Annotated in this window: 22 protein-coding genes; 14 read left to right on the plus strand and 8 right to left on the minus strand. The window is 55.8% G+C overall.

All coding sequences use genetic code 11. From position 1 onward, the window contains the following. Nucleotides 1–143: 143 nt before the first annotated feature. The 3 genes from ACH3PB_RS01965 to ACH3PB_RS01975 all read right to left on the minus strand — a co-directional run bounded on the left by ACH3PB_RS01965 (nt 144) and on the right by ACH3PB_RS01975 (nt 3,110). Nucleotides 144–752, minus strand: coding sequence for a Yip1 family protein (locus ACH3PB_RS01965; protein WP_416397797.1), 609 nt, complete (start codon nt 750–752; stop codon nt 144–146). 196 nt (nt 753–948) lie between these two features. After that, the gene (locus tag ACH3PB_RS01970; RefSeq protein WP_416399507.1) at nt 949–2,196 is read right to left on the minus strand and encodes an HlyC/CorC family transporter; all 1,248 of its coding nucleotides are present in this window, start codon (nt 2,194–2,196) and stop codon (nt 949–951) included. Nucleotides 2,197–2,288: 92 nt separating this feature from the next. Continuing rightward, nucleotides 2,289–3,110, minus strand: a complete 822-nt coding sequence (locus tag ACH3PB_RS01975; RefSeq protein WP_416397798.1) for a cytochrome C assembly family protein — start codon at nt 3,108–3,110, stop codon at nt 2,289–2,291. 176 nt (nt 3,111–3,286) lie between these two features. Here ACH3PB_RS01975 and ffh point away from each other — a divergent pair, with 176 nt between their 5' ends. The 12 genes from ffh (at nt 3,287) to ung (ending at nt 16,282) form a co-directional block, all read left to right on the plus strand. Further along, nucleotides 3,287–4,672: a signal recognition particle protein gene (ffh, locus tag ACH3PB_RS01980; RefSeq protein ID WP_416397799.1), complete on the plus strand. Its 1,386-nt coding sequence runs from the start codon at nt 3,287–3,289 to the stop codon at nt 4,670–4,672. A gap of 138 nt (nt 4,673–4,810) precedes the next feature. After that, complete coding sequence (gene rpsP, locus ACH3PB_RS01985; RefSeq protein WP_416397800.1) at nt 4,811–5,068, plus strand: 30S ribosomal protein S16; 258 nt, start codon at nt 4,811–4,813, stop codon at nt 5,066–5,068. A gap of 25 nt (nt 5,069–5,093) precedes the next feature. Then, entirely contained in the window at nt 5,094–5,651 is a 558-nt protein-coding gene (rimM, locus tag ACH3PB_RS01990) for a ribosome maturation factor RimM (protein WP_416397801.1), read from the plus strand. Next, nucleotides 5,651–6,343: a tRNA (guanosine(37)-N1)-methyltransferase TrmD gene (gene trmD, locus ACH3PB_RS01995; protein ID WP_416397802.1), complete on the plus strand. Its 693-nt coding sequence runs from the start codon at nt 5,651–5,653 to the stop codon at nt 6,341–6,343. Before rimM ends, trmD begins: the two co-directional genes overlap by 1 nt. Before the next feature lie 78 nt (nt 6,344–6,421). After that, entirely contained in the window at nt 6,422–6,781 is a 360-nt protein-coding gene (gene rplS, locus ACH3PB_RS02000) for a 50S ribosomal protein L19 (RefSeq protein WP_344809106.1), read from the plus strand. Nucleotides 6,782–7,072: 291 nt separating this feature from the next. Further along, a complete protein-coding gene (locus tag ACH3PB_RS02005; RefSeq protein WP_416397803.1) occupies nt 7,073–7,924 on the plus strand; it encodes a DsbC family protein in 852 nt (283 codons plus the stop codon). 143 nt (nt 7,925–8,067) lie between these two features. After that, nucleotides 8,068–9,444 (plus strand): homoserine dehydrogenase, encoded by a 1,377-nt coding sequence (locus ACH3PB_RS02010; protein WP_416397804.1) that lies wholly within the window; start codon nt 8,068–8,070, stop codon nt 9,442–9,444. A gap of 8 nt (nt 9,445–9,452) precedes the next feature. Beyond that, nucleotides 9,453–10,847 (plus strand): threonine synthase, encoded by a 1,395-nt coding sequence (gene thrC, locus ACH3PB_RS02015; protein ID WP_416397805.1) that lies wholly within the window; start codon nt 9,453–9,455, stop codon nt 10,845–10,847. A gap of 13 nt (nt 10,848–10,860) precedes the next feature. After that, complete coding sequence (recJ, locus tag ACH3PB_RS02020; protein WP_416397806.1) at nt 10,861–12,699, plus strand: single-stranded-DNA-specific exonuclease RecJ; 1,839 nt, start codon at nt 10,861–10,863, stop codon at nt 12,697–12,699. Nucleotides 12,700–12,776: 77 nt separating this feature from the next. Then, nucleotides 12,777–13,875 (plus strand): peptide chain release factor 2 gene (prfB, locus tag ACH3PB_RS02025; protein WP_416397807.1). Its coding sequence is split into 2 segments (ribosomal slippage): nt 12,777–12,851 and nt 12,853–13,875, totalling 1,098 coding nucleotides; the frame shifts between segments, so codons are not numbered across the junction. A gap of 133 nt (nt 13,876–14,008) precedes the next feature. Next, nucleotides 14,009–15,535 carry a lysine--tRNA ligase gene (lysS, locus tag ACH3PB_RS02030; protein WP_416399508.1) on the plus strand — a complete coding sequence of 509 codons (1,527 nt, stop codon included), beginning with the start codon at nt 14,009–14,011 and terminating at the stop codon, nt 15,533–15,535. Between the two features lie 27 nt (nt 15,536–15,562). Further along, nucleotides 15,563–16,282, plus strand: a complete 720-nt coding sequence (ung, locus tag ACH3PB_RS02035) for a uracil-DNA glycosylase (protein ID WP_416397808.1) — start codon at nt 15,563–15,565, stop codon at nt 16,280–16,282. On the opposite strand, the gene ACH3PB_RS02040 is transcribed toward ung, so the two are convergent. The 5 genes from ACH3PB_RS02040 to nadB form a co-directional block, all read right to left on the minus strand. Further along, nucleotides 16,279–17,115 carry an HDOD domain-containing protein gene (locus tag ACH3PB_RS02040; RefSeq protein WP_416397809.1) on the minus strand — a complete coding sequence of 279 codons (837 nt, stop codon included), beginning with the start codon at nt 17,113–17,115 and terminating at the stop codon, nt 16,279–16,281. The two genes, ung and ACH3PB_RS02040, sit on opposite strands and share 4 nt — an antisense overlap. Before the next feature lie 124 nt (nt 17,116–17,239). Beyond that, nucleotides 17,240–18,241, minus strand: a complete 1,002-nt coding sequence (locus ACH3PB_RS02045; RefSeq protein ID WP_416397810.1) for a YgfZ/GcvT domain-containing protein — start codon at nt 18,239–18,241, stop codon at nt 17,240–17,242. 83 nt (nt 18,242–18,324) lie between these two features. Next, nucleotides 18,325–18,780, minus strand: coding sequence for a protein YgfX (locus tag ACH3PB_RS02050; protein WP_416397811.1), 456 nt, complete (start codon nt 18,778–18,780; stop codon nt 18,325–18,327). After that, a complete protein-coding gene (locus ACH3PB_RS02055; RefSeq protein WP_416397812.1) occupies nt 18,764–19,030 on the minus strand; it encodes a succinate dehydrogenase assembly factor 2 in 267 nt (88 codons plus the stop codon). The genes ACH3PB_RS02050 and ACH3PB_RS02055 overlap by 17 nt, the downstream gene beginning before the upstream one ends. Nucleotides 19,031–19,038: 8 nt before the next feature. Next, nucleotides 19,039–20,691, minus strand: coding sequence for an L-aspartate oxidase (gene nadB / locus ACH3PB_RS02060; protein ID WP_416397813.1), 1,653 nt, complete (start codon nt 20,689–20,691; stop codon nt 19,039–19,041). 103 nt (nt 20,692–20,794) lie between these two features. On the opposite strand from nadB, the gene ACH3PB_RS02065 reads away from it, so the two are divergent. Both ACH3PB_RS02065 and ACH3PB_RS02070 read left to right on the plus strand, forming a co-directional pair. Continuing rightward, nucleotides 20,795–21,316, plus strand: a complete 522-nt coding sequence (locus ACH3PB_RS02065) for a SoxR reducing system RseC family protein (protein WP_416397814.1) — start codon at nt 20,795–20,797, stop codon at nt 21,314–21,316. Nucleotides 21,317–21,372: 56 nt separating this feature from the next. Further along, nucleotides 21,373–22,812: a DegQ family serine endoprotease gene (locus ACH3PB_RS02070; RefSeq protein WP_416397815.1), complete on the plus strand. Its 1,440-nt coding sequence runs from the start codon at nt 21,373–21,375 to the stop codon at nt 22,810–22,812. Nucleotides 22,813–22,851: the final 39 nt, after the last annotated feature.

Here is a 22,851-nt window from a genome sequence, read left to right on the forward strand (position 1 = left end):
TGAAATAGCCAGTCTCGGCTGATTATATTGCGATCAACACAACTATGGTGGGGATTTGTAAGGCATTGGCTTGGCGGGAGAGGGCAGGGCTTAGCCCATGGTCCGGCTTTGTCACGAACCATGGGCGAAAGAGCTAAGGTTGATCAGCCTCGGGAAGTATATTCGGGACCAACACCAAGCCCCCAGATGACCACACTGGCAGCGATGAGTGCGACCAGCATGACAAGGCCCACAGTCAGAATGCTGCTGGCGAACATGAAGCCCCGCTCGGGTGGGATTTTCATGAGAATTGGCAATCCTTCATACAGCAGGTAAACCGAGTAGGCGACTGCGAGAAGGCCGACTGTCATGACAATCCAGACATTCGGATATACCGCCACAGCACCCGCCAGGAACATTGGTGTTGCGGCATAGGCCGCCAGTTCCACACCTCGGTGAGCCTCTTGATCTACCCCGTACGTCACCGCCATGAAATCTATGAAGCGTCCCAGAATATAAACCCCCGACAGCATCGCGAAGTAGAACAGCACGCACAGGCTGAGTCCACTGGCTGTGGTAAGACGAACAGCACTGGCGCTACCGATGGTCCAGCCGGTCTGGGTTACGCCAATGTAGGCGGCAACCGCTGGAATGAGCGCCAGCAGAAGTGTGTGCTGAAAGTACAGTCGACCGGGGGTCTCGGTCTTCGCCCGTATCAACGCCCACTCCTTGTCGGGATGGGTGAATAAGCCGAGCGTGTGTTCCAGGATCATAGAGTTCAACTCCTTTATTGTTAGTCGGACTATTTGAGCTGCTAGGTCAGCGCCCAAAGTGCCGTTTCGAGGCAGACTTTGCCCTTACCATCGTTCTAAAGAAATGCCGGGAGCGAGTCAACGTCGGCTTTATACTTTAATGATCTAAACGAATGATATTTAGATGTTCCTGGCATTACTGATCGAGCGCAAGCGCTTATTGGTTGCGAAGTGCAAGCACTGATTTGATTGCGTTATCTTTTATTTGCTTTATCTCGAGCCGGTAACCGTGTAACACCAGACACACAGGGTTGTCCGGAATGTTTTCCAGCGCCTCCAGAATAAGTCCGTTGAGCGTCTTGGGGCCGTTGGTAGGCAGCTTCCAGCCCAGCAATTTGTTGATCTTGCGAACCGTCGCCGAGGCGTCAAGAAGTACCCGCTCGTCATCAAAGAGGCTGATTTCAGGGCTTGTATTGGCAATGTCCGTGGTGAATTCCCCCACGATCTCCTCAAGTATGTCCTCAAGTGTTGCGAGCCCAAGCACATCGCCATACTCATCGACAACGATGCCGATCCGACGCTGTTCTTTCTGAAAGTTCAAAAGCTGGGTGTTGAGCGAGGTCTTATGGGGAATGAAGTACGCGTCCCTGCTGTGCTGCAGGAGCATCGCCTTGTTGGAGAACTCGTGAGTCAGAAAACGCCCAAGATTTCTGAGGTGGAGAATGCCGAGTATATTGTTGATATCACCCTTATAGACCGGCAGGCGGGTATGTTGAGAGGTCTTGAGCTGCTCGACGATTTCATCGAGATCGTCTTCGAGGTCAATGCCGTTGATCTCGCTCCGGGGCACCATGATGTCTTCAACGCTGACCTTTTCCAGGTCCAGTATGCTGAGAAGCATTTGTCGGTGCTGCTTGGGAATTCGTGTGCCCGCCTCATGCACCAGGGTTCTCAGCTCTTCTCTCGAGAGATGATCGCTGCCTATGGCGCTGGCGTCTATGCGAAGCAATTTGATCAAGCCGTTCGACAGCAGGTTGACGGCCCACACCAACGGATACATGAGTACCAGTAAGGGGCGCAGGATCAGCGTCGCAGGGAAGGCGATGCGCTCAGGATAGAGCGCCGCTATGGTTTTCGGCGTGACTTCGGCAAAAATCAGAATGACCAGTGTGAGCAGGCCAGTGGCGATTGCAATGCCGGCGTCTCCCCAGATTCTGATAGCTATGATCGTAGCCACTGAGGAGGCCAGGATGTTTACAAAATTATTGCCGATCAGAATAATGCCGATCAGGCGATCGGGGCGCTCGAGCAGTCGCTGTGCGCGCTGCGCGGCCTTGTGGTTCTGCTGTGCCAGATGGCGGAGGCGATAGCGGTTCAGTGTCATCATGCCGGTTTCGGAGCTCGAGAAGAACGCCGAAAAAAGGATGAGAATAAACAGAAGGATGAATAGCGACTGGACGGACATGTCGTTCAATTCAGTGGCTTCCAGAAAGCATGGATGGTTCCCGCTCAGTAATCCGTGAGTGGGCGGGCTGTGTTCTTGTCACCGGATCAATACTACGCGAGCATATATTGCAGTACCAGCTTGGTGCCTAGAAAGCCCAGCATCAGCAAGCCAAGGGCTGTGACTGTATACAAGGCTGCTGTCTTGGCACGCCAGCCCCAGAAAAATCTTCCCAGCAGCAGGGTTATGCAGACTGCCCAGGCGGCGAGCGTGAATACGGACTTGTGTATCAGCTTCTGGGCAAAGAAATTATCAGCGAATATGAAGCCGGTTATGATCGCAAGTGTGAGAAATATGGCTGCACCTACCACCATCTGGATCAATAAACGTTCCATCAGCAACAGAGGCGGTAACGCTCTGATCAGCCGATTATTGGTCTTGGTCTTGAGCTGAGCGTGCTGAACATAGACCAGCGAGCCCTGCAGTGCCGCCACGGTCATCAGTGCATAGCCGACTACTGCAAAACCGACATGCCAGGTCACAGCGGTGCCAAGGTGAACGCCTGGCGTGGCAGAGTCTGTCGGGAAGAGCAGTACGATTACTGTTACTGCACTCACCGGATAGATCAATATCTTGAGATTGTGAACCGGCCTGACCAGTGCGATGACCACAACGAGTAATGACGATACGAAGGCAATTGCCGAAATCGAGTCGACAAGGGCTATGGTACGTTCAGTGGGGCTATAGCTCAGTGCCACCCAGATACATGCGCCATGAAGGATAGTGGCTCCCAGACCGATCAGACCGGAAGCAAAGCGATTCTGGGAAATTTTTCCTGACAGCACTGCCAGCTGCATAGCGAGGCCGAGTGCATAGAATGTAGTAGATATGGCACCAAAGGCCGGTAGCCAGCTATAAAGAGTGGTTGTCGGCACTAATTCGGGACTCTATTCGGAATTCTGAAACAGTCGGCGCAATACTTGAGCGATGACCCGCCCTGCAGAGGACCAGCCACTGATCTTTATGCGATCAAGCGTGAAGTATGCGTGAGCCTTCGTTATAATCCAAGCCCTTTTGGCACAGCCTCGCTCACTCAGTCTGGAACCAGTACATGTTTGAAAACCTGACCGAACGATTATCCTCGAGCCTCCGGAAAGTGACCGGTCAGGCGAAACTGACCGAAGACAACATCAAGGATACGCTCCGTGAAGTAAGGATGGCGCTGCTCGAGGCCGACGTTGCCCTTCCAGTCGTCAAGGCCTTCGTCGAGCAGGTGAAGCAGGGCGCGGTTGGGGCCGAGGTCTCCCGTGCGCTCTCTCCCGGCCAGGCTTTTGTCAAGCTGGTGCAGCAGGAGCTGATAGCCGTCATGGGTGGTGGCAATCAGGATATCAATCTGGCAACGCAGCCGCCGGCGATTATTCTCATGGCCGGCCTTCAGGGTGCTGGCAAGACGACTTCTGCCGCGAAGCTTGCTCGCTATCTTAAGCAGGAGAAAAAGAAGTCGGTCATGCTGGTCAGTGCCGACGTCTATCGTCCTGCAGCTATCAAACAGCTCGAAACCCTGGCGAAGGACGTCAAGGCTGAGTTCTTTCAGAGCGACCTGACGCAGTCGCCGGTCGACATTGCAAAAGCTGCGATGGCCGAGGCCAGGCGTCGGGTGAAGGATGTCCTTATTGTCGACACTGCCGGACGCTTGGCCATCGACGAAGCGATGATGGATGAAATCAAAGCCATGCACGCGGCGCTCAATCCAATCGAGACGCTGTTCGTGGTCGATGCCATGACGGGTCAGGATGCTGCGAACACTGCGCAGGCCTTCAACGAAGCCTTGCCCCTGACTGGGGTCATACTGTCCAAGGCCGACGGTGATGCTCGCGGTGGTGCAGCCCTTTCGGTGCGGCATATAACTGGCAAGCCGATCAAGTTCATAGGTGTTGGCGAGAAAACCGATGCGCTGGAGCGCTTCCATCCCGACCGGATAGCTTCAAGGATCCTTGGCATGGGCGACGTGATGTCGCTCATCGAGGATGCCGAGCGTAAGCTTGATCGAGGCAAGGCCGAAAAGTTTGCCTCCAAGGTCTCCAAAGGCAAGGGCTTCAATCTCGAAGACTTCCGCGATCAGCTGCAGCAGATGAAGCGAATGGGCGGTATGGCTGGCATGCTCGACAAGCTGCCTGGGATGGGCCAGCTCTCGCAGGCAGCTCAGCAGCAGGTGAACGACAAGTCACTCGGTCGCATGGAGGCAATCATTTGTTCCATGACGCCGAAGGAGCGTCAGTATCCGGATATCATCAATCCCTCGAGAAAAAAGCGCATTGCCGAGGGCTGCGGACAACCCCTGCAAGACGTCAACAAGCTTCTGAAGCAGCACAAACAGATGCAGAAAATGATGAAACGCTTCAGTAAAAAGGGCGGCATGATGAATATGATGCGCGGTATGGGGGGCATGATGCCGCCCGGCGGTGGCGGTGGGATGCCCCCCTTTGGAAAATTCTGAACATCGGTGCGCTTCCAACCTCGCCAAGTATGAGGTACAATGCGCGCCCTCAAAAGAGGCTGCTTGAGTATGTCTGGCTGACTGCCATTCCAGCTGCCTTTGACCAGACATCGAGTACATAACAGAGAGAAAGCATTCATGGTAACTATCCGACTTTCGCGCGGCGGATCGAAGAAGCGTCCGTTCTATCACATTCACGTTACAGATAGCCGGAACGCCAGAGATGGCCGCTTCATCGAGCGTATCGGGTTCTTCAATCCGACTGCACGCGGTCAGGAAGAGTCAGTACGTGTGGACACTGAGCGCCTGACCTACTGGCGTAATGTTGGCGCGCAGATGTCAGAGCGAGTTGCTTCGATCGTCAAGACTTTGCCAGCTGCTGAACAGGCTGCCTGATCCAGCGCCCGCAGCTGCTGTGCCCTTGAATAAGCTCGAAGTGCCTCAGCGACTCCTGGTGGGTCGCCTTGGCGCGTCCTACGGGGTTCAGGGCTGGATGAAGCTTCAGTCGTTCACGGACGATCCTGATGCGATTTTTGACTATCGTCCCTGGATGCTGCAGCTCCGGGATGCACTTGCTTCTGATGAGCTCGTGAGCGTGCCCAAAGTGGAAACGCGCCAGCACGGCGGTTCATGGTTAATTCGTCTGCCAGGGTGTCAGAGCAAGGAAGAGGCAACTGTTTACGCCGGATCCAGCATTTTCGTGGACCGCGAGAACTTGCCGCCTCTTGGAGAGGAAGGTTTCTATTGGCATCAGCTGGTAGGACTCAGAGTTCGTAATCGCGCTGGGGAAGATCTCGGGCGTGTGAAGAAATTGATCGAAACCGGCGCCAACGATGTGTTGGTGCTGACTGTAGACAAAAATGCAGTGCCCTATGCTGATGGCGGTGAACGATTGATCCCGCTGTTATTCGATTCGGTGGTGATGAATGTCGATCTGGACCAGGCGCTCATCAAAGTTGAGTGGGGTTCGGACTACTAGTGCGATTCGGTGTGGTAACGCTGTTTCCGGAAATGTTTGCTGCGGTAACCGATTTCGGTGTCAGTGGCAGGGCCTTTAGAGAGGGGCTCGCTTTCCTGGAAACGGTTTCCCCGAGGGACTTCACCTCGGATCGTCATAGGACGGTCGATGATCGCCCCTACGGTGGCGGCCAAGGCATGCTGATGCTGGCCGATCCCTTGCTGCAGGCTACAAGACAGCTGCAGGAGAGGGAAGAGTTTACAGTAGGAGGTCGAAGGCCGAAAACTGTATACTTTTCGCCACGCGGTCGGCGCATGACGCATCACCTTATCGCCGAGAATGCTACAGCTGGCTCTCTGGTGATGGTTTGCGGGCGCTATGAAGGGGTCGATCAGCGTTTTATCGATCTCGCGGTCGATGAAGAGTGGTCGATGGGCGATTTCGTAGTCAGTGGTGGTGAATACGCCGCACTGGCGGCTATCGATGCGATCACGAGACTATTGCCCGGAGCGCTGGGGCATCAGAATTCTGCTGTTGACGACTCGTTTGTCAATGGCTTGTTAGAGGGGCCGCAGTATACGCGCCCTGAGGTTTTTGAAGGTGTACAGGTTCCGGAAGTGCTGTTGAGCGGTGATCATGCTCGAATTCTAGCCTGGCGGAAAGCGAAGTCGCTCGAGCTTACTCGGCGGCTGAGACCAGATTTGCTTGATTGATAAACTTTAGGTTCAGACCTTATAATTTCAGTATCAGCCTCTGCTGTTGAGAGCACAGGCGCGAAAGGAGACGGAAAGATGACCACACGTAACCCGATTATCAGCCAGATCGAATCGGAACAGATGTCGAAAGAAGTGCCTGTTTTCAGTACCGGTGATACGGTTGTGGTCAGCGTCAAGGTCAAGGAAGGTGCTCGTGAGCGTCTTCAGGCTTTCGAAGGCGTTGTCATTGGCAAGCGTAACCGTGGTATGAATAGTGCGTTTACAGTGCGTAAGGTCAGCTACGGCGTGGGCGTCGAGCGGACTTTCCAGACCTTCAGTTCAGTCGTTGACAGCATCACCCTCAAGCGTCGCGGTGACGTACGTAAAGCCAAGCTTTATTATATCCGTGATCTCAGTGGTAAGGCTGCACGAATCAAGGAAAAGCTCGGCAAGTAAGCCGGTTTCTCGTAAGGGCGAGCGAGCGCTTCAGCCGCCTCGCCCTTGCATGCTACCTAGCACATCCCTCCAGCATGCTTCTCAGGCTTATTCGCCTGACATTATCACTTGGTCCTGTCCCTGTGCCCGCCTCGGCCCTTGCGGTTTTCGGTATTGCCGCGCCTGGTTCTGCGCCTGTAATTCCAACTTCGTTCTGAATAAATAGTAATGCGTTCTGTGCGTTGTCAGCTGGAATTTACATGGCTTGTAGCGTTAGCTTAGTGACCTGATCTTTCTAAGTGGAACTGAACGATGCCAACGCTGTACCCAATGTCTACGTCTTCTTCTGTCAACCAGGCGCGATTCACCTTCCGCCTTGCCTATCTTGGTATCGCGCTCGCGGGCCTTTACGCGGGTGCCGCTGCGGCAGAAGAGCAGGCGCCTCTTGAGAACCAGGCCTTGGAGAGCGCCGCACCCAAACAGGTAGATGAAGGGTCGGATGAAGAAGCTGCCATCCGCACGCGGCTCATGAACGCTGTTCCAGGCCTCGAAGTTGCAAGGATCAGCCCCAGTCCTATTCCGAACGTTTACGAAATAGAAACAGCTAATCAGCAGTTACTGTACGTGAGTGCCAGTGGCGACTACTTCATCGCTGGCGACATCTTCAAGCTTGAAGAAGGCCGCATCGTGAATCTGGCTGAAGAACGACGTGAGTCTGCACGCGCCAAAGCCATCGCGAGCATTCCACAAAGCGAGAAGGTGGTATTCAAGCCAGAGGGCGAACCGAAGGCGGTGGTCAACGTTTTCACCGACGTCGATTGTGGCTATTGCAGGAAGCTGCATCAGGAAGTTCCTGCGCTTCTCAAACATGGCATACAGGTTAATTACCTCGCATTTCCTCGAGCCGGTGTCGGGTCATCCAGTTATGACAAGCTCGTGTCGGTCTGGTGCGCAGACGATCGTCTCGAAGCCATGAATAAGGCGAAGGCTGGCAAATCTCTTCCCGCCAAACAGTGCTCCAATGGTGTCGCTGCTCAATTCGAGCTTGGCGGGCAGATCGGTATTTCTGGAACGCCGGCCATCGTTCTTGACGATGGCCGACTGATTCCGGGGTATCTGCCAGCTGATATGCTTGCGCAGAATCTGGGACTCAGTCGCCGCTGAGCGGGTGAGTTGGATTGACTTGGCGCGGGTCAAGCGGTATCTTCTGGCGCCCGCTGGCGGAGTCCGGCTCCCGCGTCGCTTGCCGGTAAGGGGGCTCTGCCAGGTCATCGATCCAGACCATCACCAAGAGCAGCAGCCAGAGCATGCAAAGCAATCCTCCAAGCACAGGGTCCGAACCGCGCCAGGTTTCCTTCGTCAGTAGTTTTCGCAAAGACGACCCCTTGAAAATCGGCATTTGCGGCCTCGGCACGGTTGGCAAGGCTGTCATCAACGTGCTGCAGCGAAATGCAGACCTCATTGCCCATCGAGCCGGCCGACCGATCAAGATCGTCAATTGCTCGTCACGTCGCTATTACGAAACCGATGGATTGGATCCTGATATTTTCAGCGGAGATGTATTGGCTTCGGCCGATCGTGAGGACGTCGATGTCATCGTTGAGTTGATCGGCGGTACTACGACTGCTTATGAGCTTGTCCGCAGAGCGGTCAGTAGCGGCAAGCACGTGGTAACCGCGAACAAGGCCCTGCTGGCAGAGCACGGCAATGAACTCTTCGATCTCGCTCGCGAACACGGTGTAGTCATCGCATTCGAAGCCGCTGTGGCAGGCGGCGTACCCATCATCAAGGCACTCCGTGAAGGTCTGGCAGGTAACAGGATCGATGCTGTCGCCGGCATCATCAACGGAACCGGCAATTTCATACTGACCGAAATGCAGCGTGAGGGTAGCGATTTCTTCGATGTATTAGCGGAGGCGCAGGCTAGAGGGTATGCCGAAGCCGATCCGACCTTCGATGTTGAAGGCATTGACGCCGCTCACAAGCTGGCATTGATGGCTTCAATAGCATTCGGTATGCCTTTGGCCTTCGAAAAGACCTATACGGAAGGCATCAGTAAGCTTACACCGTTTGATATCCAGCATGCGGCGCAATTGGGGTACATCATCAAACATCTCGGCATTGCACGCCGACATGAGCGTGGTGTGGAGCTCAGGGTGCATCCGACCCTCGTGCCTGAGTGGCACTTGCTTGCGCGCATAGATGGCGTGATTAACGCGGTAGTCGTGCATTCCGATGCCGTCGGCCAGACGCTCTATTGCGGTGCAGGCGCTGGTGGTGAGGCTACGGCATCTGCCGTAATCGCTGACCTCGTCGATCTGGCTCGTCACGATGGTACATCGACGCCCATGCTCGGGACACTTCTGAGTAAGTTGACGGAGCAGCATTGTCTGGACATCAATGACGTGGAGTCGGCGTTCTATATCCGCCTCTTTGCGCGAGATGAGCCGGGCGTATTGGCATCCGTCGCCACGATCCTGAGTTCTGAGGGGATCAATATCGAGTCCATCATGCAAAAGGAAAGCGACGAACAGAATGGGCTCATTCCCATTGTGCTGCTGACACATCGAGTGTTGGAAAGCCGCATGAACAAGGCGCTTGCCAGTATGGCCGCCCTTGATCAGATCATCGGAGAGCCGGTGCGCATACGGGTTGCCGATCTCTTACTTGATCACAGAAACTAGGATTCAACGTGAAATACATCAGCACCAGAGGGCAGGCTCCTGCGCTCAATTTTGAAGAAGTCGTTCTGACTGGACTCGCGCCAGATGGCGGCCTGTACGTGCCAACACATCTCCCGGAATTCAGTGTCGAAAAGCTTCAGGCGCTCCGGTCAGCTTCTTATCAGGAGCTGGCGGTGGAGGTCATGCTGCCCTTCATCGGCGATAGTATCGATCGTGAGACCTTTACCGAAATGGTGCACGACACCTATGCAGCCTTCAATCACGATGCCATCGCACCCCTGAAGCAGCTTGAAGGTGATGTCTGGTTGCTCGAACTGTTTCACGGTCCAACGCTGGCGTTCAAGGATTTTGCTCTGCAGCTGCTGGGTCGACTGTTCGACTACTTCCTGGCGAAGCGACAGCAGAAAGTGGTGATTATGGGCGCGACCTCAGGCGACACCGGCTCCGCAGCCATCGATGGGTGTAAGCGATCAGCCTGGGTGGATATGTTCATTCTTCATCCTCATGGGCGGGTGTCGGAGGTGCAGAGGCGCCAGATGACCTCGATACTCGAGCCCAATGTGTTCAATATCGCAGTTGAAGGCAATTTCGATGACTGCCAGCGCATGGTCAAGGCCAGCTTCGCTGATCAGGGTTTCCTGAAAGGGCGTCAGCTCGTGGCAGTTAATTCGATTAACTGGGCGAGAATCATGGCCCAGATCGTTTATTACTTCTACGCTGCGCTGCGTCTTGGTGCGCCGTCACGATCGGTAGCGTTCTCCGTGCCGACCGGTAATTTCGGCGATATTTTTGCTGGGTATCTTGCCAAGCAAATGGGGCTGCCAATCACCCAGCTGGTCGTAGCCACCAACAGGAACGATATTCTGCATCGCTTTCTGGCCAGCAATCGTTATGAGCAAGCACCTCTCGAGCACACCTTGTCTCCGAGCATGGATATTGTCGTGAGCTCGAATTTCGAGCGACTGCTGTTCGACCTGCATCATCGTGACGGCGAGGCACTGGCCGATCTCATGAAGCGAATGAACAAGGAGACTGTCAGTATCGCGGATGTTGCGTGGCAAAAGGCGCGCGCGCTCTTCGATTCAGCGGCTGTGAGCGACGAAGATACAACGCGTGTAATTGGCGAACGCTGGAAGCGCAGCAACGAGCTTCTGGATCCTCACACAGCGATTGGTTACAAGGCCGCAGTCGACTGTCGGCGCGATCCTGCTGTGCCTATGGTCGTGCTCGGAACGGCTCATCCGGCGAAGTTTGCTGAAGCTGTTCGCAAGTCGGGCGCCGCCGTCGAGCCCGTGTTGCCCCCATTCCTGGCCGACCTCATGGACAGGGAAGAGCGGTTCGAAGTTCTTCCAAATGATCTGGCGGCAGTGCAGTCAGCCATGGTGTCAGCACTTAAACTCTGAGCGGGGGCCAGTCATGATGGCGACGGACAAAGAAAGCCATGCTTCGTCATCGAGCGATGAGGCATTGCAGCTGTCCGTCACTCTTCGACGTAGAGCCATGCCGACGCAGGCCGCTGCAACCGGTCCGACCGACGGCTTGCTCGAGCGGATCTTCAGAGGGCGCAATCTTGCAGCCGATCAGGTCTTGAATTATAGCCTGAACAGCTTGCTGCCGCCTGACAGTCTCCTGGGTGTGCAGGCCGCTGCAAGCCATCTGGCAGATGCTGTACAGCAACAGCAACGCATTCTCATAGTAGGCGACTTCGACTGTGATGGCGCTACAAGCACGGCAGTTGCTGTGCGAGCCTTGCGCCTGTTCGGCAGCAGGGAGGTCGATTTCCTGGTACCAAACCGGTTCTCGGATGGCTACGGGCTGTCTCCGACTATCGTCGAGAAAATCGCTGCAATGCCGCTGCGACCACAGCTTATTATTACGGTCGATAATGGCATATCCAGCGTTGACGGTGTTGCGCTGGCTGCCCAGCATGGTATGGAGGTCATCATCACGGATCATCACCTTGCTGGGGCAGTTCTGCCCGCTGCGAAGGTGATCGTGAATCCGAATCAACCGGGCTGTAGCTTCCCATCGAAAGCGACTGCAGGCGTTGCGGTGATTTTCTACGTCATGCTGGCCACGCGGCGTGAATTGCATTCCCGCGGCCATTTCAGGGCTGATGAGCTGCCGAATCTGGGCAATCTTCTGGATCTTGTGGCCCTGGGTACCGTAGCCGATGTTGTGCCGCTGGATCAGAACAATCGAACGTTGGTGTCACAGGGTTTGTCCAGAATCCGCAATGGACGCTGCTGTGCTGGTATCGCTGCCTTGATACGGGTGGCCGAGCGGACCCCAAGCAGGCTTTCGGCGAAGGATCTGGGCTATGCGATTGCCCCAAGACTGAATGCAGTGGGCCGCATGGATGACATGCGACTGGGTATTCAGTGTCTGCTCTGCGATGATCCGCTCGAAGCAAGCCAGATAGCTGGGCGTCTCGACCGCTTCAATACTGAACGGAAGCAGGTTGAAGCGACAATGCGTTCGCAGGCAGATGACATACTGGCTGGAATTGATGCTGGAGATGCTGACAGGTCGGTGACTGTCTGTTTATACGACGAAAGTTGGCACCAGGGTGTCATAGGAATTCTGGCGGGGCGTTTGAAAGATCGACTGCACAAGCCCACAGTCATTTTTGCGCCTGCTGGTCCGAGTGGGGCTGGGTCGGATGTCGATCTGATCAAGGGCTCTGCCAGATCGATAGCCGGTCTGCATATTCGCGATGCTTTCGAAGCAATCGCCTGCGCTGAACCTGATCTGATACTCGCTTTCGGCGGCCACGCCATGGCGGCCGGTCTGACGATACGTCGACAGGATTTTGACCGATTCAAGACGCGTCTGGAGCAGGTTATTCACACCGCCGCGGGTGAGGGTGCGTTCGAACAGGTCGTGCATACTGATGGCGACCTTGCGGCGCAGGAGCTGTGCCTGGCGAGCGCGGAAGCTATAGACTCAGCTGGCCCCTGGGGGCAGGCATTTCCTGAACCAGTGTTCGACGGGCTGTTCCAGGTTATCGATATTCGGGTCATGGCGCAGAAGCATCTGAAGTTCATGGTTCGGCCCGCCGAGGTGGCGGCAGCCGACTATCCGCCGCTGCAGGCGCTGCTGTTCAACGCGCCGGAATGCTGGCTTGGCTGGGCCACTACGGCTCCATCGGGGGCAGCGAGACGGCTGAGAATGGTCTACCGGCTGGACATCAATGAATTTCGCGGACGTCGTGACCTGCAGTTGATCGTCGATCACTGTGGTCTCGAGTCCTGAAGCTGACCACGCGTCTGCTGATCCAAAGTGTCATACCTGTTTTCGCACTGACCATAATTCATAAAGAGACGATAACTATGTTGGAAGTCAATCAGGACCTGCTTCAAATCAAGGATCTTCAGGAGCGAGTTCATTCGCTCAGGGGGTATCTTTGACTTCGATCAGAAGCAGGAGCGTCTGGTAGAAGTTACGCGGGAACTCGAGGTGCCTTCTGTGTGGGACGATGCACCACGAGCGCAGGCCCTTGGCAAGGAGCGGGCTGAGCTTGTCCAGATCGTTGATACGGTGCTGGATGTCGAAACCCGTCTTAGCGATGCAGCAGACCTCGTCGAAATGGCGGCATCCGAAGATGATGAAGATACCCTGGAGGCCGTACGTAAGGACATTGCATCGTCACGCAGTGAGGTCGAGGCGCTTGAGTTCAGGCGCATGTTCGACGGCAAGATGGACGACAGCAACGCCTTCCTCGATATCCAGGCCGGTTCTGGCGGCACGGAGGCTCAGGACTGGGCCGAAATGCTGTTACGGATGTTTCTGCGCTGGGGCGAACGCCGAGGCTTCAAGACTGAGTTGATAGAAGCTTCGGAAGGCGAGGTCGCTGGTATCAAGAGCGCCACGATTTACTTCCAGGGCGAGTTCGCCTATGGCTGGCTCCGCACCGAAACCGGCGTGCATCGTCTGGTTCGAAAGAGTCCCTTCGACTCAGGCAACCGCCGGCACACGTCTTTTGCTTCTGTGTTCGTGTCGCCCGAAGTCGATGATGACATCGAAATCGACATCAATCCTGCAGATCTGCGCATTGACGTCTACCGTGCCAGCGGCGCTGGCGGTCAGCACGTTAACCGGACCGAGTCGGCCGTGCGAATTACTCACCTGCCAACCAATACCGTGGTGCAGTGCCAGAACGACCGCTCTCAGCACAAGAACAAGGATCAGGCCATGAAGCAGCTCAAGGCCAAACTTTATGAGCTTGAGCTGCAGAAGCGGAACGCTGAGGCTCAGAAGGTGGAGGATAGCAAATCGGACATCGGCTGGGGCAGCCAGATCCGTTCATATGTGCTTGATCAGTCGCGTATCAAGGACCTGCGAACGGGCGTGGAGACCTCCAACTGTCAGGCTGTGCTGGACGGCGACATCGACGATTTCATCGAGGCCAGCCTCAAGAGCAACCTGTAGGCACGGATGCAGCGGCCTGCGTGGTTTGATTTTGGCAGGCTGCTCTATATAATCCTTCACCCCACTTTTTCAAGGCTACCGACCGATTATGACAGATCAGGGCTCGAACGATATCCGCGGCAATTCGCAAGAAATGGGCGAGGTTGCCACGCCTGGCGAGGACGATAACCGCTTGATCGCTGAACGTCGTCAGAAGCTGACGGCCGCTCGGTCGGGGCCCGGCAATGGCTTCAGCAATACTTTCCGGCGGAGTCACCTCTGCAAGCAATTGCAGACGGAATATGGCGACAAGGACAAGCCCGAGCTGGAATCGCTCGCGATTCCTGTAACGGTGGCCGGTCGCCTGATGCGGAATCGAGGGGCTTTTCTGGTTATTCAGGACGTGTCCGGACAGATCCAGCTCTATATCAACCGCAAGAGCTTGAGTGCGGAGCAGCTGGAGCTGATCAAGGGCTTTGACCTCGGCGACATTATCGGCGCCAGCGGTCAGCTGCAGAAATCCAACAAGGGCGATCTCTTCGTCGATATCGCGAAAACCGAACTCATTACCAAAGCGCTGCGTCCATTACCGGACAAGTTCAAGGGTCTGGCTGATACCGAAACCCGGTATCGGAGACGCTATCTCGATCTGCTCGTCAACGAGCATTCCAGAAGGACCTTCGAAATTCGCTCGAAAGTAGTCAACGGCATTCGCAATTATCTTACTGAGCGGGCCTTCGTTGAGGTCGAGACGCCAATGCTGCAGGTGATACCTGGCGGCGCGACGGCTCGACCCTTCAAGACCCATCATAACGCGCTCGATATCGATATGTACCTGCGTATAGCGCCAGAACTCTACCTCAAGCGCCTTATCGTGGGTGGCATGGAGCGGGTATTCGAGATCAACAGGAATTTCCGCAACGAAGGCCTCAGTACCAGGCATAACCCGGAATTCACCATGATCGAATTCTATCAGGCCTTCGCCGATTACCGCGACCTGATGGATCTGACTGAGGACATGTTGCGACAGGTGGCAACGTCCGTGCTGGGCAGCCCCGTCTTCACGAATACGATCAGGGATGCTGATGGCGAAGTGACAGAAACGATCGAATATGACTTCTCCCAGCCCTTCGAGCGCTTGTCAGTCGTTCAGGCGATTCTGCGGTACGCCGAAGATATCACTGAGAACGACATCGCCGACGAAGCATCTGCGCGAGCTGTTTGTGAGCGGTTGAAGGTGAAGACCATGCCAGGTTGGGGGCTCGGCAAACTGCAGGTGGAGATTTTCGACGCTGTGGCTGAGCATCGGCTTATCCAACCAACTTTCATCACGGAGTATCCAACAGAGGTCTCCCCACTAGCGCGACGGAATGATGACAACCCCTTCATCACCGATCGCTTTGAGTTCTTCGTTGGCGGCAGAGAGCTGGCGAATGGATTCTCTGAGCTGAATGATCCAGAGGATCAGGCTGAGCGATTCAAGGCGCAGGTTGCCGAAAAGGAAGCCGGCGACGACGAAGCCATGTTCTATGATGATGAGTATATTCGAGCGCTGGAGCACGGCATGCCGCCTACGGCTGGTGAGGGTATTGGCATAGACCGCCTCATCATGCTGTTCGCAGATGTGCCGTCTATACGTGACGTGATTCTGTTCCCTCACATGCGTCCTGCCGCTCAGTAAGCGAATGGGGGCCAGGGAGGGTCGTACATGGGTTTTCTGCATGATGCTGTCAGCGAACAGGCACCGGGGTATGAGCCGCATCTCCGGCAGGTGCTGAGTCAGGATTCGACCCGCGCGCTCGAAGCCTTCCTGATCGCTGAAGAACAGCAGGGCAGGGTAATTTATCCTGCCTTTGCGAATTGTTTCGCTGCGATGCGGTGCAGCGCCTTTGATGAAACCCGCGTCGTTATACTGGGGCAGGATCCTTACCATGGGCCGGGTCAGGCGCATGGTTTGAGTTTTTCAGTGCTGCCTGGGATAGCAGTCCCGCCTTCATTACGCAATATCTATAAGGAACTACACAGCGACCTTGGCCTTCAGCCTGATCCCGGCTTTGGTTGTCTGCAATCATGGGCTGACCAGGGCGTCCTGCTACTGAATTCAGTGCTGACCGTGGAGGGCGGGCGCGCGGCTGCGCATGCCGGCAAGGGATGGGAGCCTGTAACCGATGCCGTAATAGCAGCATTGAACCAGCATCGGAGCGGCTTGGTCTTTCTGTTGTGGGGGAGTTATGCGCAGAAGAAGGCGGCATCTGTGGATACCAGGCGACATCTGGTGCTGAAGGCACCCCATCCATCCCCCCTATCAGCGCATCGTGGCTTCCTGGGCTGCGGCCACTTTTCGGCAGCCAACAGGTACCTTGAAGCTCAGGGCGGCCAACCCGTAGACTGGCTGCCGCGCCCGATGGGCGGGCAGCCCGGCTGCTAGCTGTTCAGAAGCGCCATGGCAGCAGCCATCTCGGCGCTCAGATCCTCTGACTCACCCATGTCGACCTGGGGATCCAGACCCAGCCGCTCGAACGCGGTAACGGTCGTCCAGTCCAGAGAGGTATCCATCTGATCTGTGCCCATCGTGCTCTGCAGTTTTGCGACCATCACCAGGTCTGCATAGTCGGCTGTCGGCACGTTCCGGGTATAGTTCGAGTGTTCTTTCGGTACCATCCGTAGCTCTGGGGCGAAATCCCACTTGCGCAGAATATAGCCGCCAATAGGCGGGTGCAGATTGTCTATGAGATTATCCAGCTGTACCGCGTTGATCCTGATTTCATGTTCTTCGATGAAGGTCAGAATTGGCAAGGCGCCAATCTTGTGAATAAGTCCTGCGAGCGTCGCCTGATCCGGTTTCAGCTTCGTGAAGTGATTGGCCAGAACATGGCAGATGCCGGCAATTTCCGTGCTGGTGCGCCAGATTTCACGCATCCGCACATCGATCATTTCTGTTGTCGCCTGGAACATCTGCTCCATGGCCAGTGCTGTCGCCAGGTTGGCCGTATATTGCATACCTAGGCGACTGACGGCCATATTAAGGTTGCTGATTTCGCGTGAGCCTCTCAGCAGGGGGCTGTTACAGACCTTGATGATTCGTGCCGTGATCGCAGCATCATTTCCAAGGACGGCGACAATATGCGCAATGGTAGATTCGGGGTCCTCAGCGACAGACCGTACCTTCAGAGCAACCTCTGGCAGCGTAGGCAGGACAAGCTTGTCCTGATCGATAGCTGTAATGATCTGCTGTTTGATTTGACGTTCGAGGTCAGACATTCATTCGTTCCAGAGCAGTGAATCAGAGGGTGGTGAAACTTCAGGCGCAGCGATTGCCGCGCCAGACTCCACTATTAGGTATAGCAGAAATTCGCTCGCCCTGTGGTCGAAAGGTGCACCGGGACTATATTTTTTCGGGGTCGAGTACGGCCAGGCAGATACGCTTGAACGGCGAGAAAAGAGAGCGAACCGACGGGTCGGACTGTTTGGTCGATGAGTCGGCTATAACCTGAGGCATATCGATACATTCAAGCACCTTCGCGTTGTGCTCAGTCAGGAAAGTATCCAGCTCGCTTCCGTCCAGAAACAATCGGTCATTACCGGTCTCCGAGTGACTTCTGAACGTCTCCTCGACTACGGCCAGCCCTACCGGATACTTCTTGGCACTACCAAGGTAATGGGTGCGTGCGACGATTTCCTGACCGGTGAAGCAGCCTTTGCTGAAGCTGATGGCGCCGAGTGAATGAAGTCCTAACGCATGAGCTGTGAAACTCTCGCTGTTGTCCGCGTCTAGCCGAGGGATGCCGAGCGCAAGCATTGCGGCCTGCCACAGGTAATCGTCATCCTTCGTTGAGGCGAAGCGGCTGCGGAGTGCTCCGAGCGTGGCATGGCCACGGTTGTCTTTGTTCGCGCCGTCGACAGTCCCGCTGCTAACGACCAACTCACTCCAGTAGAGTTGATCCTCAGGCAGGCTCTGAGAAAGCCTGCGCCGGTTGGCCTGCTTGACATCCTGCAGTACCTGATTGTGTGAGCCCAGTATTGCCCAGCCAGGATAGAGATTGAGCTCGGCACGAATGTCAGCATGCCTTGAAAGGGTCCCGACGCACTCTAGTTCAGGCTCAATTCGGAGTTCACATTTGAAAAACACCTTGTATTTTGCCAAATGCGTCAGCAGCCGCTGGCCGGCATCCTCCGACCAGCACAGGAGCAGAAAGTCTTCCGTCTGCTGCTTGTACAGCTTGAAGACGTCGATCACGCGGCCCTTGGGTGAGCAGGCAGCAGCCCAGGTCCACTGACCTGTTTCCAGTCGCGCTACATCGCAGGTCAGCTGACCCTGCAGAAATTTCGAGCTGTCGACGCCGGTGAGGCGGATGACAGTCGACGTATTGACTGAGCTGAGGTACACGGTTTTATGCTCCTGTCGAGGAATCGAAATTGATCATGATGATTTAGCTTACGTCCTTGTGAGCTACTCTGGCTTTCGCGACGCTACCGTATCGGACGGTGCAGCAAACTTGTCCTGAGCCGTCGGAACGCGGTGGGATCACAGTTATCCGGGCACAGCAGAACGCATTTGGGTAACCAGTGCTTCGGACGCCAGGCGTTCTTGAGCGGCCGCAATGCCAGAACGGTGAGCTGTGGATGAACAAAAGTGCTGGACTGCAGCCGGTAGTGCACCGCCTCCTTGTTTCTATAGGTGACGAGAATTCTGTCAGCATGACTGGCGTCATAGTTCAGACGAAGCGGACTGCTGGGACTCTGCAAAAACGCGTGAACCCGCAGGACCTGCCAGCTGTATACGACCAGCGCCAAGAGAATTACGAACTTGATCTTGAATCCTACAGCGGCAATACCGATACATACCGCCAGCAATGCGGCAATGGCGAAGCTGAAATAGAACAGCCGCAGAGATGGGCCGAGCTTCAGGTCAATGCTGTCGGGCACGGTCGGTGTTGTAACGAAGGATACTATCGACCATGTCGGCGAGCAACGGGTCGTCCGGTCGCTCTGTCGTGAGAAACCACTGGAACAGCTCAGTGTCCTCGTGCGCCAGCAGACGCTCGTATGTGTCAAGCGCGGCGGGCTCGAGCGTAGCCACTACCTCCTGCACGAAAGGGACCAGCAGCAGGTCCAGTTCCAGCATGCCTCTTCGGCTGTGCCAGAAAAGCCTGTTCAGCTCAGCTTGTTCGATCATGCAAACTCCTAGAAATACTCGGCGAAGGGGTTGAGGGACGGTGGCTGCAGGATCGTATCATAGGTTCTGATGCTTCGCTTTGGATAATCCAGCGTGTAATGCAGGCCGCGTGATTCTCTGCGGAAGAGGGCAGAGTGCACGATGAGTTCAGCTACCGTGGCCAGATTTCGGAGTTCGAGCAGGTCGCTACTGATCCTGTACTGGCTGTAGTACTCATGGATTTCCTGCTGCAGCAGTGCAATTCGGTGCTGGGCGCGCTGAAGGCGCTTGTCCGTCCGGACGATGCCGACATAGTTCCACATGGTGCGGCGTAGCTCGTCCCAGTTATGAGCAATCACGACATCTTCATCTGAATCAGTCACCTGACTTTCGTCCCAGGGAATGACCTGGATGCCGCTGACATCAGGCGCCTGGCCGGCGGCTATTGTTGCCCCGATATGATCGGCACAGGCTGAACCAAAGACGAAACACTCGAGGAGCGAATTGCTGGCCATCCGGTTGGCCCCATGCAGACCAGTGGAGGCGACTTCGCCGGCTGCATACAGCCCGTCGACCGTGGTTCTGGCGTGTTCGTCGGTGACAAGACCGCCACAGGTATAGTGTGCGGCTGGTACCACCGGTATGGGCGACTTCGTCATATCGATGCCGAAGCTCAGGCAGCGCTGATAGACAGTAGGGAAGTGCTCCTTGATAAATGCGGTCGGCTTGTGACTGATATCGAGAAACATGCAGTCTGCACCCAGACGCTTCATCTCGTGGTCTATGGCCCTGGCAACGATGTCCCTTGGCGCAAGCTCGGCAAGTTCATGGTGCTGCGGCATGAAGCGGCTGCCGTCAGGTCTGAGCAATAGGCCACCTTCACCCCGAACGGCTTCGGTGATCAGGAAGGACTTGGCATCGGGATGGTACAGACAGGTCGGATGAAACTGGTTGAACTCCATGTTGGCCACGCGTGCCCCGCTGCGCCAACCGATTGCTACGCCGTCGCCAGTGGAGCCATCAGGATTCGATGTGTAGAGGTAGACCTTGCTGGCGCCGCCGCTGGCCAGTAGCGTAAAGCGCGCCAGACAGGTTTCTACCCTGTGCGAGGGCATGTCGTACAGGTACATACCGTTGCAGCGCTGGATTCGTTTATGCGGTCGTCCCCGATTATCAGCTGTACGAAGGACGTCTACAGCGATCTTGTTGGTGAGTATGGTGATGTTCGGTCTGGCGTTCACCGCGGCGGCCAGGGCGCTACCAACGGCCTGGCCAGTGGCATCGGCAGCATGCAGAATGCGTCGGTGGCTGTGCCCGCCTTCCTGCGTAAGATGGAAGGATTTCACGGCCGCTTCGAGTTCATGATCAAACTTGACGCCCTGACTCACAAGCCAGCTGATCATTTCCGGCGCCTGCTGAACGACCTGTGCTACACGCTCCGGTTTACACAGTCCTGCGCCGGCTTGCATGGTGTCATCTATATGCTTCTCGAAGGAGTCGCTGGCTTCCGTGACGGCGGCAACGCCACCCTGGGCCCAGGGCGTCGAGCCGCTCATCAGTTCGGTCTTGCTCACAACGGCGACCGAGAGGTTTTGAGGCAGTCTCAGCGCTGCAGTCAGTCCTGCGGCGCCGCTGCCGATTATGAGCACGTCGTAGACGTGGTGGTGTTCCTTTATCGTCATCTGAAGGTCTTTTTATACGTCGGTGGCTGCAACTGTGCCACAGTATCCATGCTGGCATAAGGTCGTGTACAGCGAACCCGACTTCAAGTGAGGTAAGATTGAGTTGAATGTTCCAGAACAGCATTGCTTGCCGAGTGAAGGCATGGTGAATGCGCTGGTGCGTGTTTCGGCCATCAGCGATACGCAGATCGAGCTCGAAGCAGTCGCAGCAGGCAGCGCCGGCGTGTGCGCCCGATGCGACGAAGGCCGCGGCTGTGGACAGTCGCTATTGGTGCGCCTGCGTCGAAAATCAGATAAACCATTCACGCTCAAGGTGGAGCAACTGGCTAATGGCGACGACTGGCGGGGCAAAGCGGCTATCGGCACCGTCTGCAGGCTTGAAATTGGCAGTGGCTCTTTGCTAAAAATGACAGTCCTGCTTTACGGGCTGCCGCTCATCGGGCTTATAGTCGGTACTGTGGTTTCGTACGCAGCTGTCACCAGCTTCAACACGGATGTCAGTGCGCTCCAGCAGGACCTGCTGGCTGCAGGTTCAGGGATGCTCGGCATGATCCTCGGTACACGCTTGGTTAAGAATCTGTCACCACTGAGCTATTGTGAGGTAAGGCTGCATCCCCAAGTATAGGTTTTCTCTGCCATGCCGGTTGGTCAACCGGTTCGACTCATATATGGAGATTATTAATGCCTCAAGTCATGCGAAGTGGACAGACCGAAGGTCCGCAACGAGCGCTGATATTCAGTTTCCTGGTCTGGTGCCTGATGCTGACCGGTGCCGCCAGGGCGGCAAGTCTGCCCGATTTTACGGAACTTGTCGAAGAGGCCTCGCCTGGCGTGGTCAATATCAGCACGAGTAGGGCTTCACCCAGTCCTGCTGGTTATGGCGGCCATCCCGATCTGCAGCAGATTCCCGAATTCTTCCGCCATTTCTTCGGTGATCAATTACCAGGCCCTGGCGGCAACGGGCAGATGCCTCGGCAAATGCAATCGACCGGCTCCGGCTTTATCGTTTCTGCTGACGGCATCGTGTTGACCAACAATCACGTTGTAGAAGGCGCCGATGAAATCATTGTTCGCCTGGCTGATCGGCGTGAGCTTGTTGCCGAGCTGGTTGGTACCGATCCGGACACTGATCTTGCGGTACTCAGGGTGAAGGCGGATGACCTGCCTGTGTTGAAGCTCGGCAAGTCTTCGAAACTGAAAGTCGGTGAATGGGTATTGGCCATAGGCTCGCCCTTCGGTTTCGATTACACAGTGACTGCCGGCATCGTCAGCGCGTTGGCCAGAAGCCTGCCGAGTGAGAACTACGTGCCGTTTATCCAGACTGACGTCGCGATTAATCCGGGTAACTCCGGTGGTCCGCTATTCAACCTGGACGGTGAAGTGGTTGGTATCAATTCCCAGATCTATACCCGCTCTGGCGGATTCATGGGCGTGTCTTTCGCCATTCCTATCGATGTCGCAATGAACGCTGTAGAACAGATTCGGGAGACGGGGCAGGTGAGTCGCGGCTGGCTGGGTGTGCTCATTCAGGAAGTGAATCGTGACCTGGCGGAATCGTTCGGTCTGAAAAAGCCTCATGGTGCCCTTGTTGCACAGGTCATGCCTGAATCGCCAGCCGCCAAGGCGGGTCTGAGGCCGGGTGATGTCATCCTGTCGTTCGAGGATGACGAAATCGACCTCTCTTCCGAACTGCCTCATCTCGTTGGTCGAGTCAAGCCGGGCACCGAGGCTGAACTTGAAATCATCCGCGCAGGCGAGCGGCAGACACTTGACATCATCGTCGGTCAGGTTCCAGGAAGTGATGAAGTTACTGCGACGACAGGCAAGAGACCGTCGACCGATGCCAGTACCCTGAATCTGGAAGTTCGCGATCTGACTGCCGAGGAAAAGGCGCAACTGCAGATCAGCGGCGGTGTAGTGGTTACGAATGTGATGGCAGGACCAGCAGCGGCTGCCGGCATCAGGGCAGGGGACGTCATCAGCACGGTGAACAATGAGCGGGTCAATTCGGTAGGCGATCTGCGAACGATTGTCGGCAAATTGCCGAACGACAAGTCGATCCCCGTATTGATCATCCGCAACGGCAATCCGGCCTTCGTGGTGATGCGCATCGAGGACTGAGCGAAGCGTCTCTATTGAATGCTGTCTAGAAGCCCGTAG

Origin of the sequence: Allohahella sp. A8, assembly GCF_047946665.1 — a bacterium.
GTDB lineage: Bacteria > Pseudomonadota > Gammaproteobacteria > Pseudomonadales > Oleiphilaceae > Allohahella.

Excerpts from the sequence above, each read along its gene's own strand:
- ACH3PB_RS02040 (WP_416397809.1), bottom strand. The coding sequence starts at position 17,115 with ATGTCTGACCTCGAACGTCAAATCAAACAGCAGATCATTACAGCTATC.
- ACH3PB_RS02005 (WP_416397803.1), top strand. The coding sequence starts at position 7,073 with ATGCCAACGCTGTACCCAATGTCTACGTCTTCTTCTGTCAACCAGGCG.
- rpsP (WP_416397800.1), top strand. The coding sequence starts at position 4,811 with ATGGTAACTATCCGACTTTCGCGCGGCGGATCGAAGAAGCGTCCGTTC.
- ACH3PB_RS02070 (WP_416397815.1), top strand. The coding sequence starts at position 21,373 with ATGCCTCAAGTCATGCGAAGTGGACAGACCGAAGGTCCGCAACGAGCG.
- rplS (WP_344809106.1), top strand. The coding sequence starts at position 6,422 with ATGACCACACGTAACCCGATTATCAGCCAGATCGAATCGGAACAGATG.
- nadB (WP_416397813.1), bottom strand. The coding sequence starts at position 20,691 with ATGACGATAAAGGAACACCACCACGTCTACGACGTGCTCATAATCGGC.
- ACH3PB_RS01970 (WP_416399507.1), bottom strand. The coding sequence starts at position 2,196 with ATGTCCGTCCAGTCGCTATTCATCCTTCTGTTTATTCTCATCCTTTTT.
- ung (WP_416397808.1), top strand. The coding sequence starts at position 15,563 with ATGGGTTTTCTGCATGATGCTGTCAGCGAACAGGCACCGGGGTATGAG.
- lysS (WP_416399508.1), top strand. The coding sequence starts at position 14,009 with ATGGGCGAGGTTGCCACGCCTGGCGAGGACGATAACCGCTTGATCGCT.
- ACH3PB_RS02055 (WP_416397812.1), bottom strand. The coding sequence starts at position 19,030 with ATGATCGAACAAGCTGAGCTGAACAGGCTTTTCTGGCACAGCCGAAGA.
- recJ (WP_416397806.1), top strand. The coding sequence starts at position 10,861 with ATGATGGCGACGGACAAAGAAAGCCATGCTTCGTCATCGAGCGATGAG.
- ACH3PB_RS02010 (WP_416397804.1), top strand. The coding sequence starts at position 8,068 with ATGCAAAGCAATCCTCCAAGCACAGGGTCCGAACCGCGCCAGGTTTCC.
- ffh (WP_416397799.1), top strand. The coding sequence starts at position 3,287 with ATGTTTGAAAACCTGACCGAACGATTATCCTCGAGCCTCCGGAAAGTG.
- ACH3PB_RS01965 (WP_416397797.1), bottom strand. The coding sequence starts at position 752 with ATGATCCTGGAACACACGCTCGGCTTATTCACCCATCCCGACAAGGAG.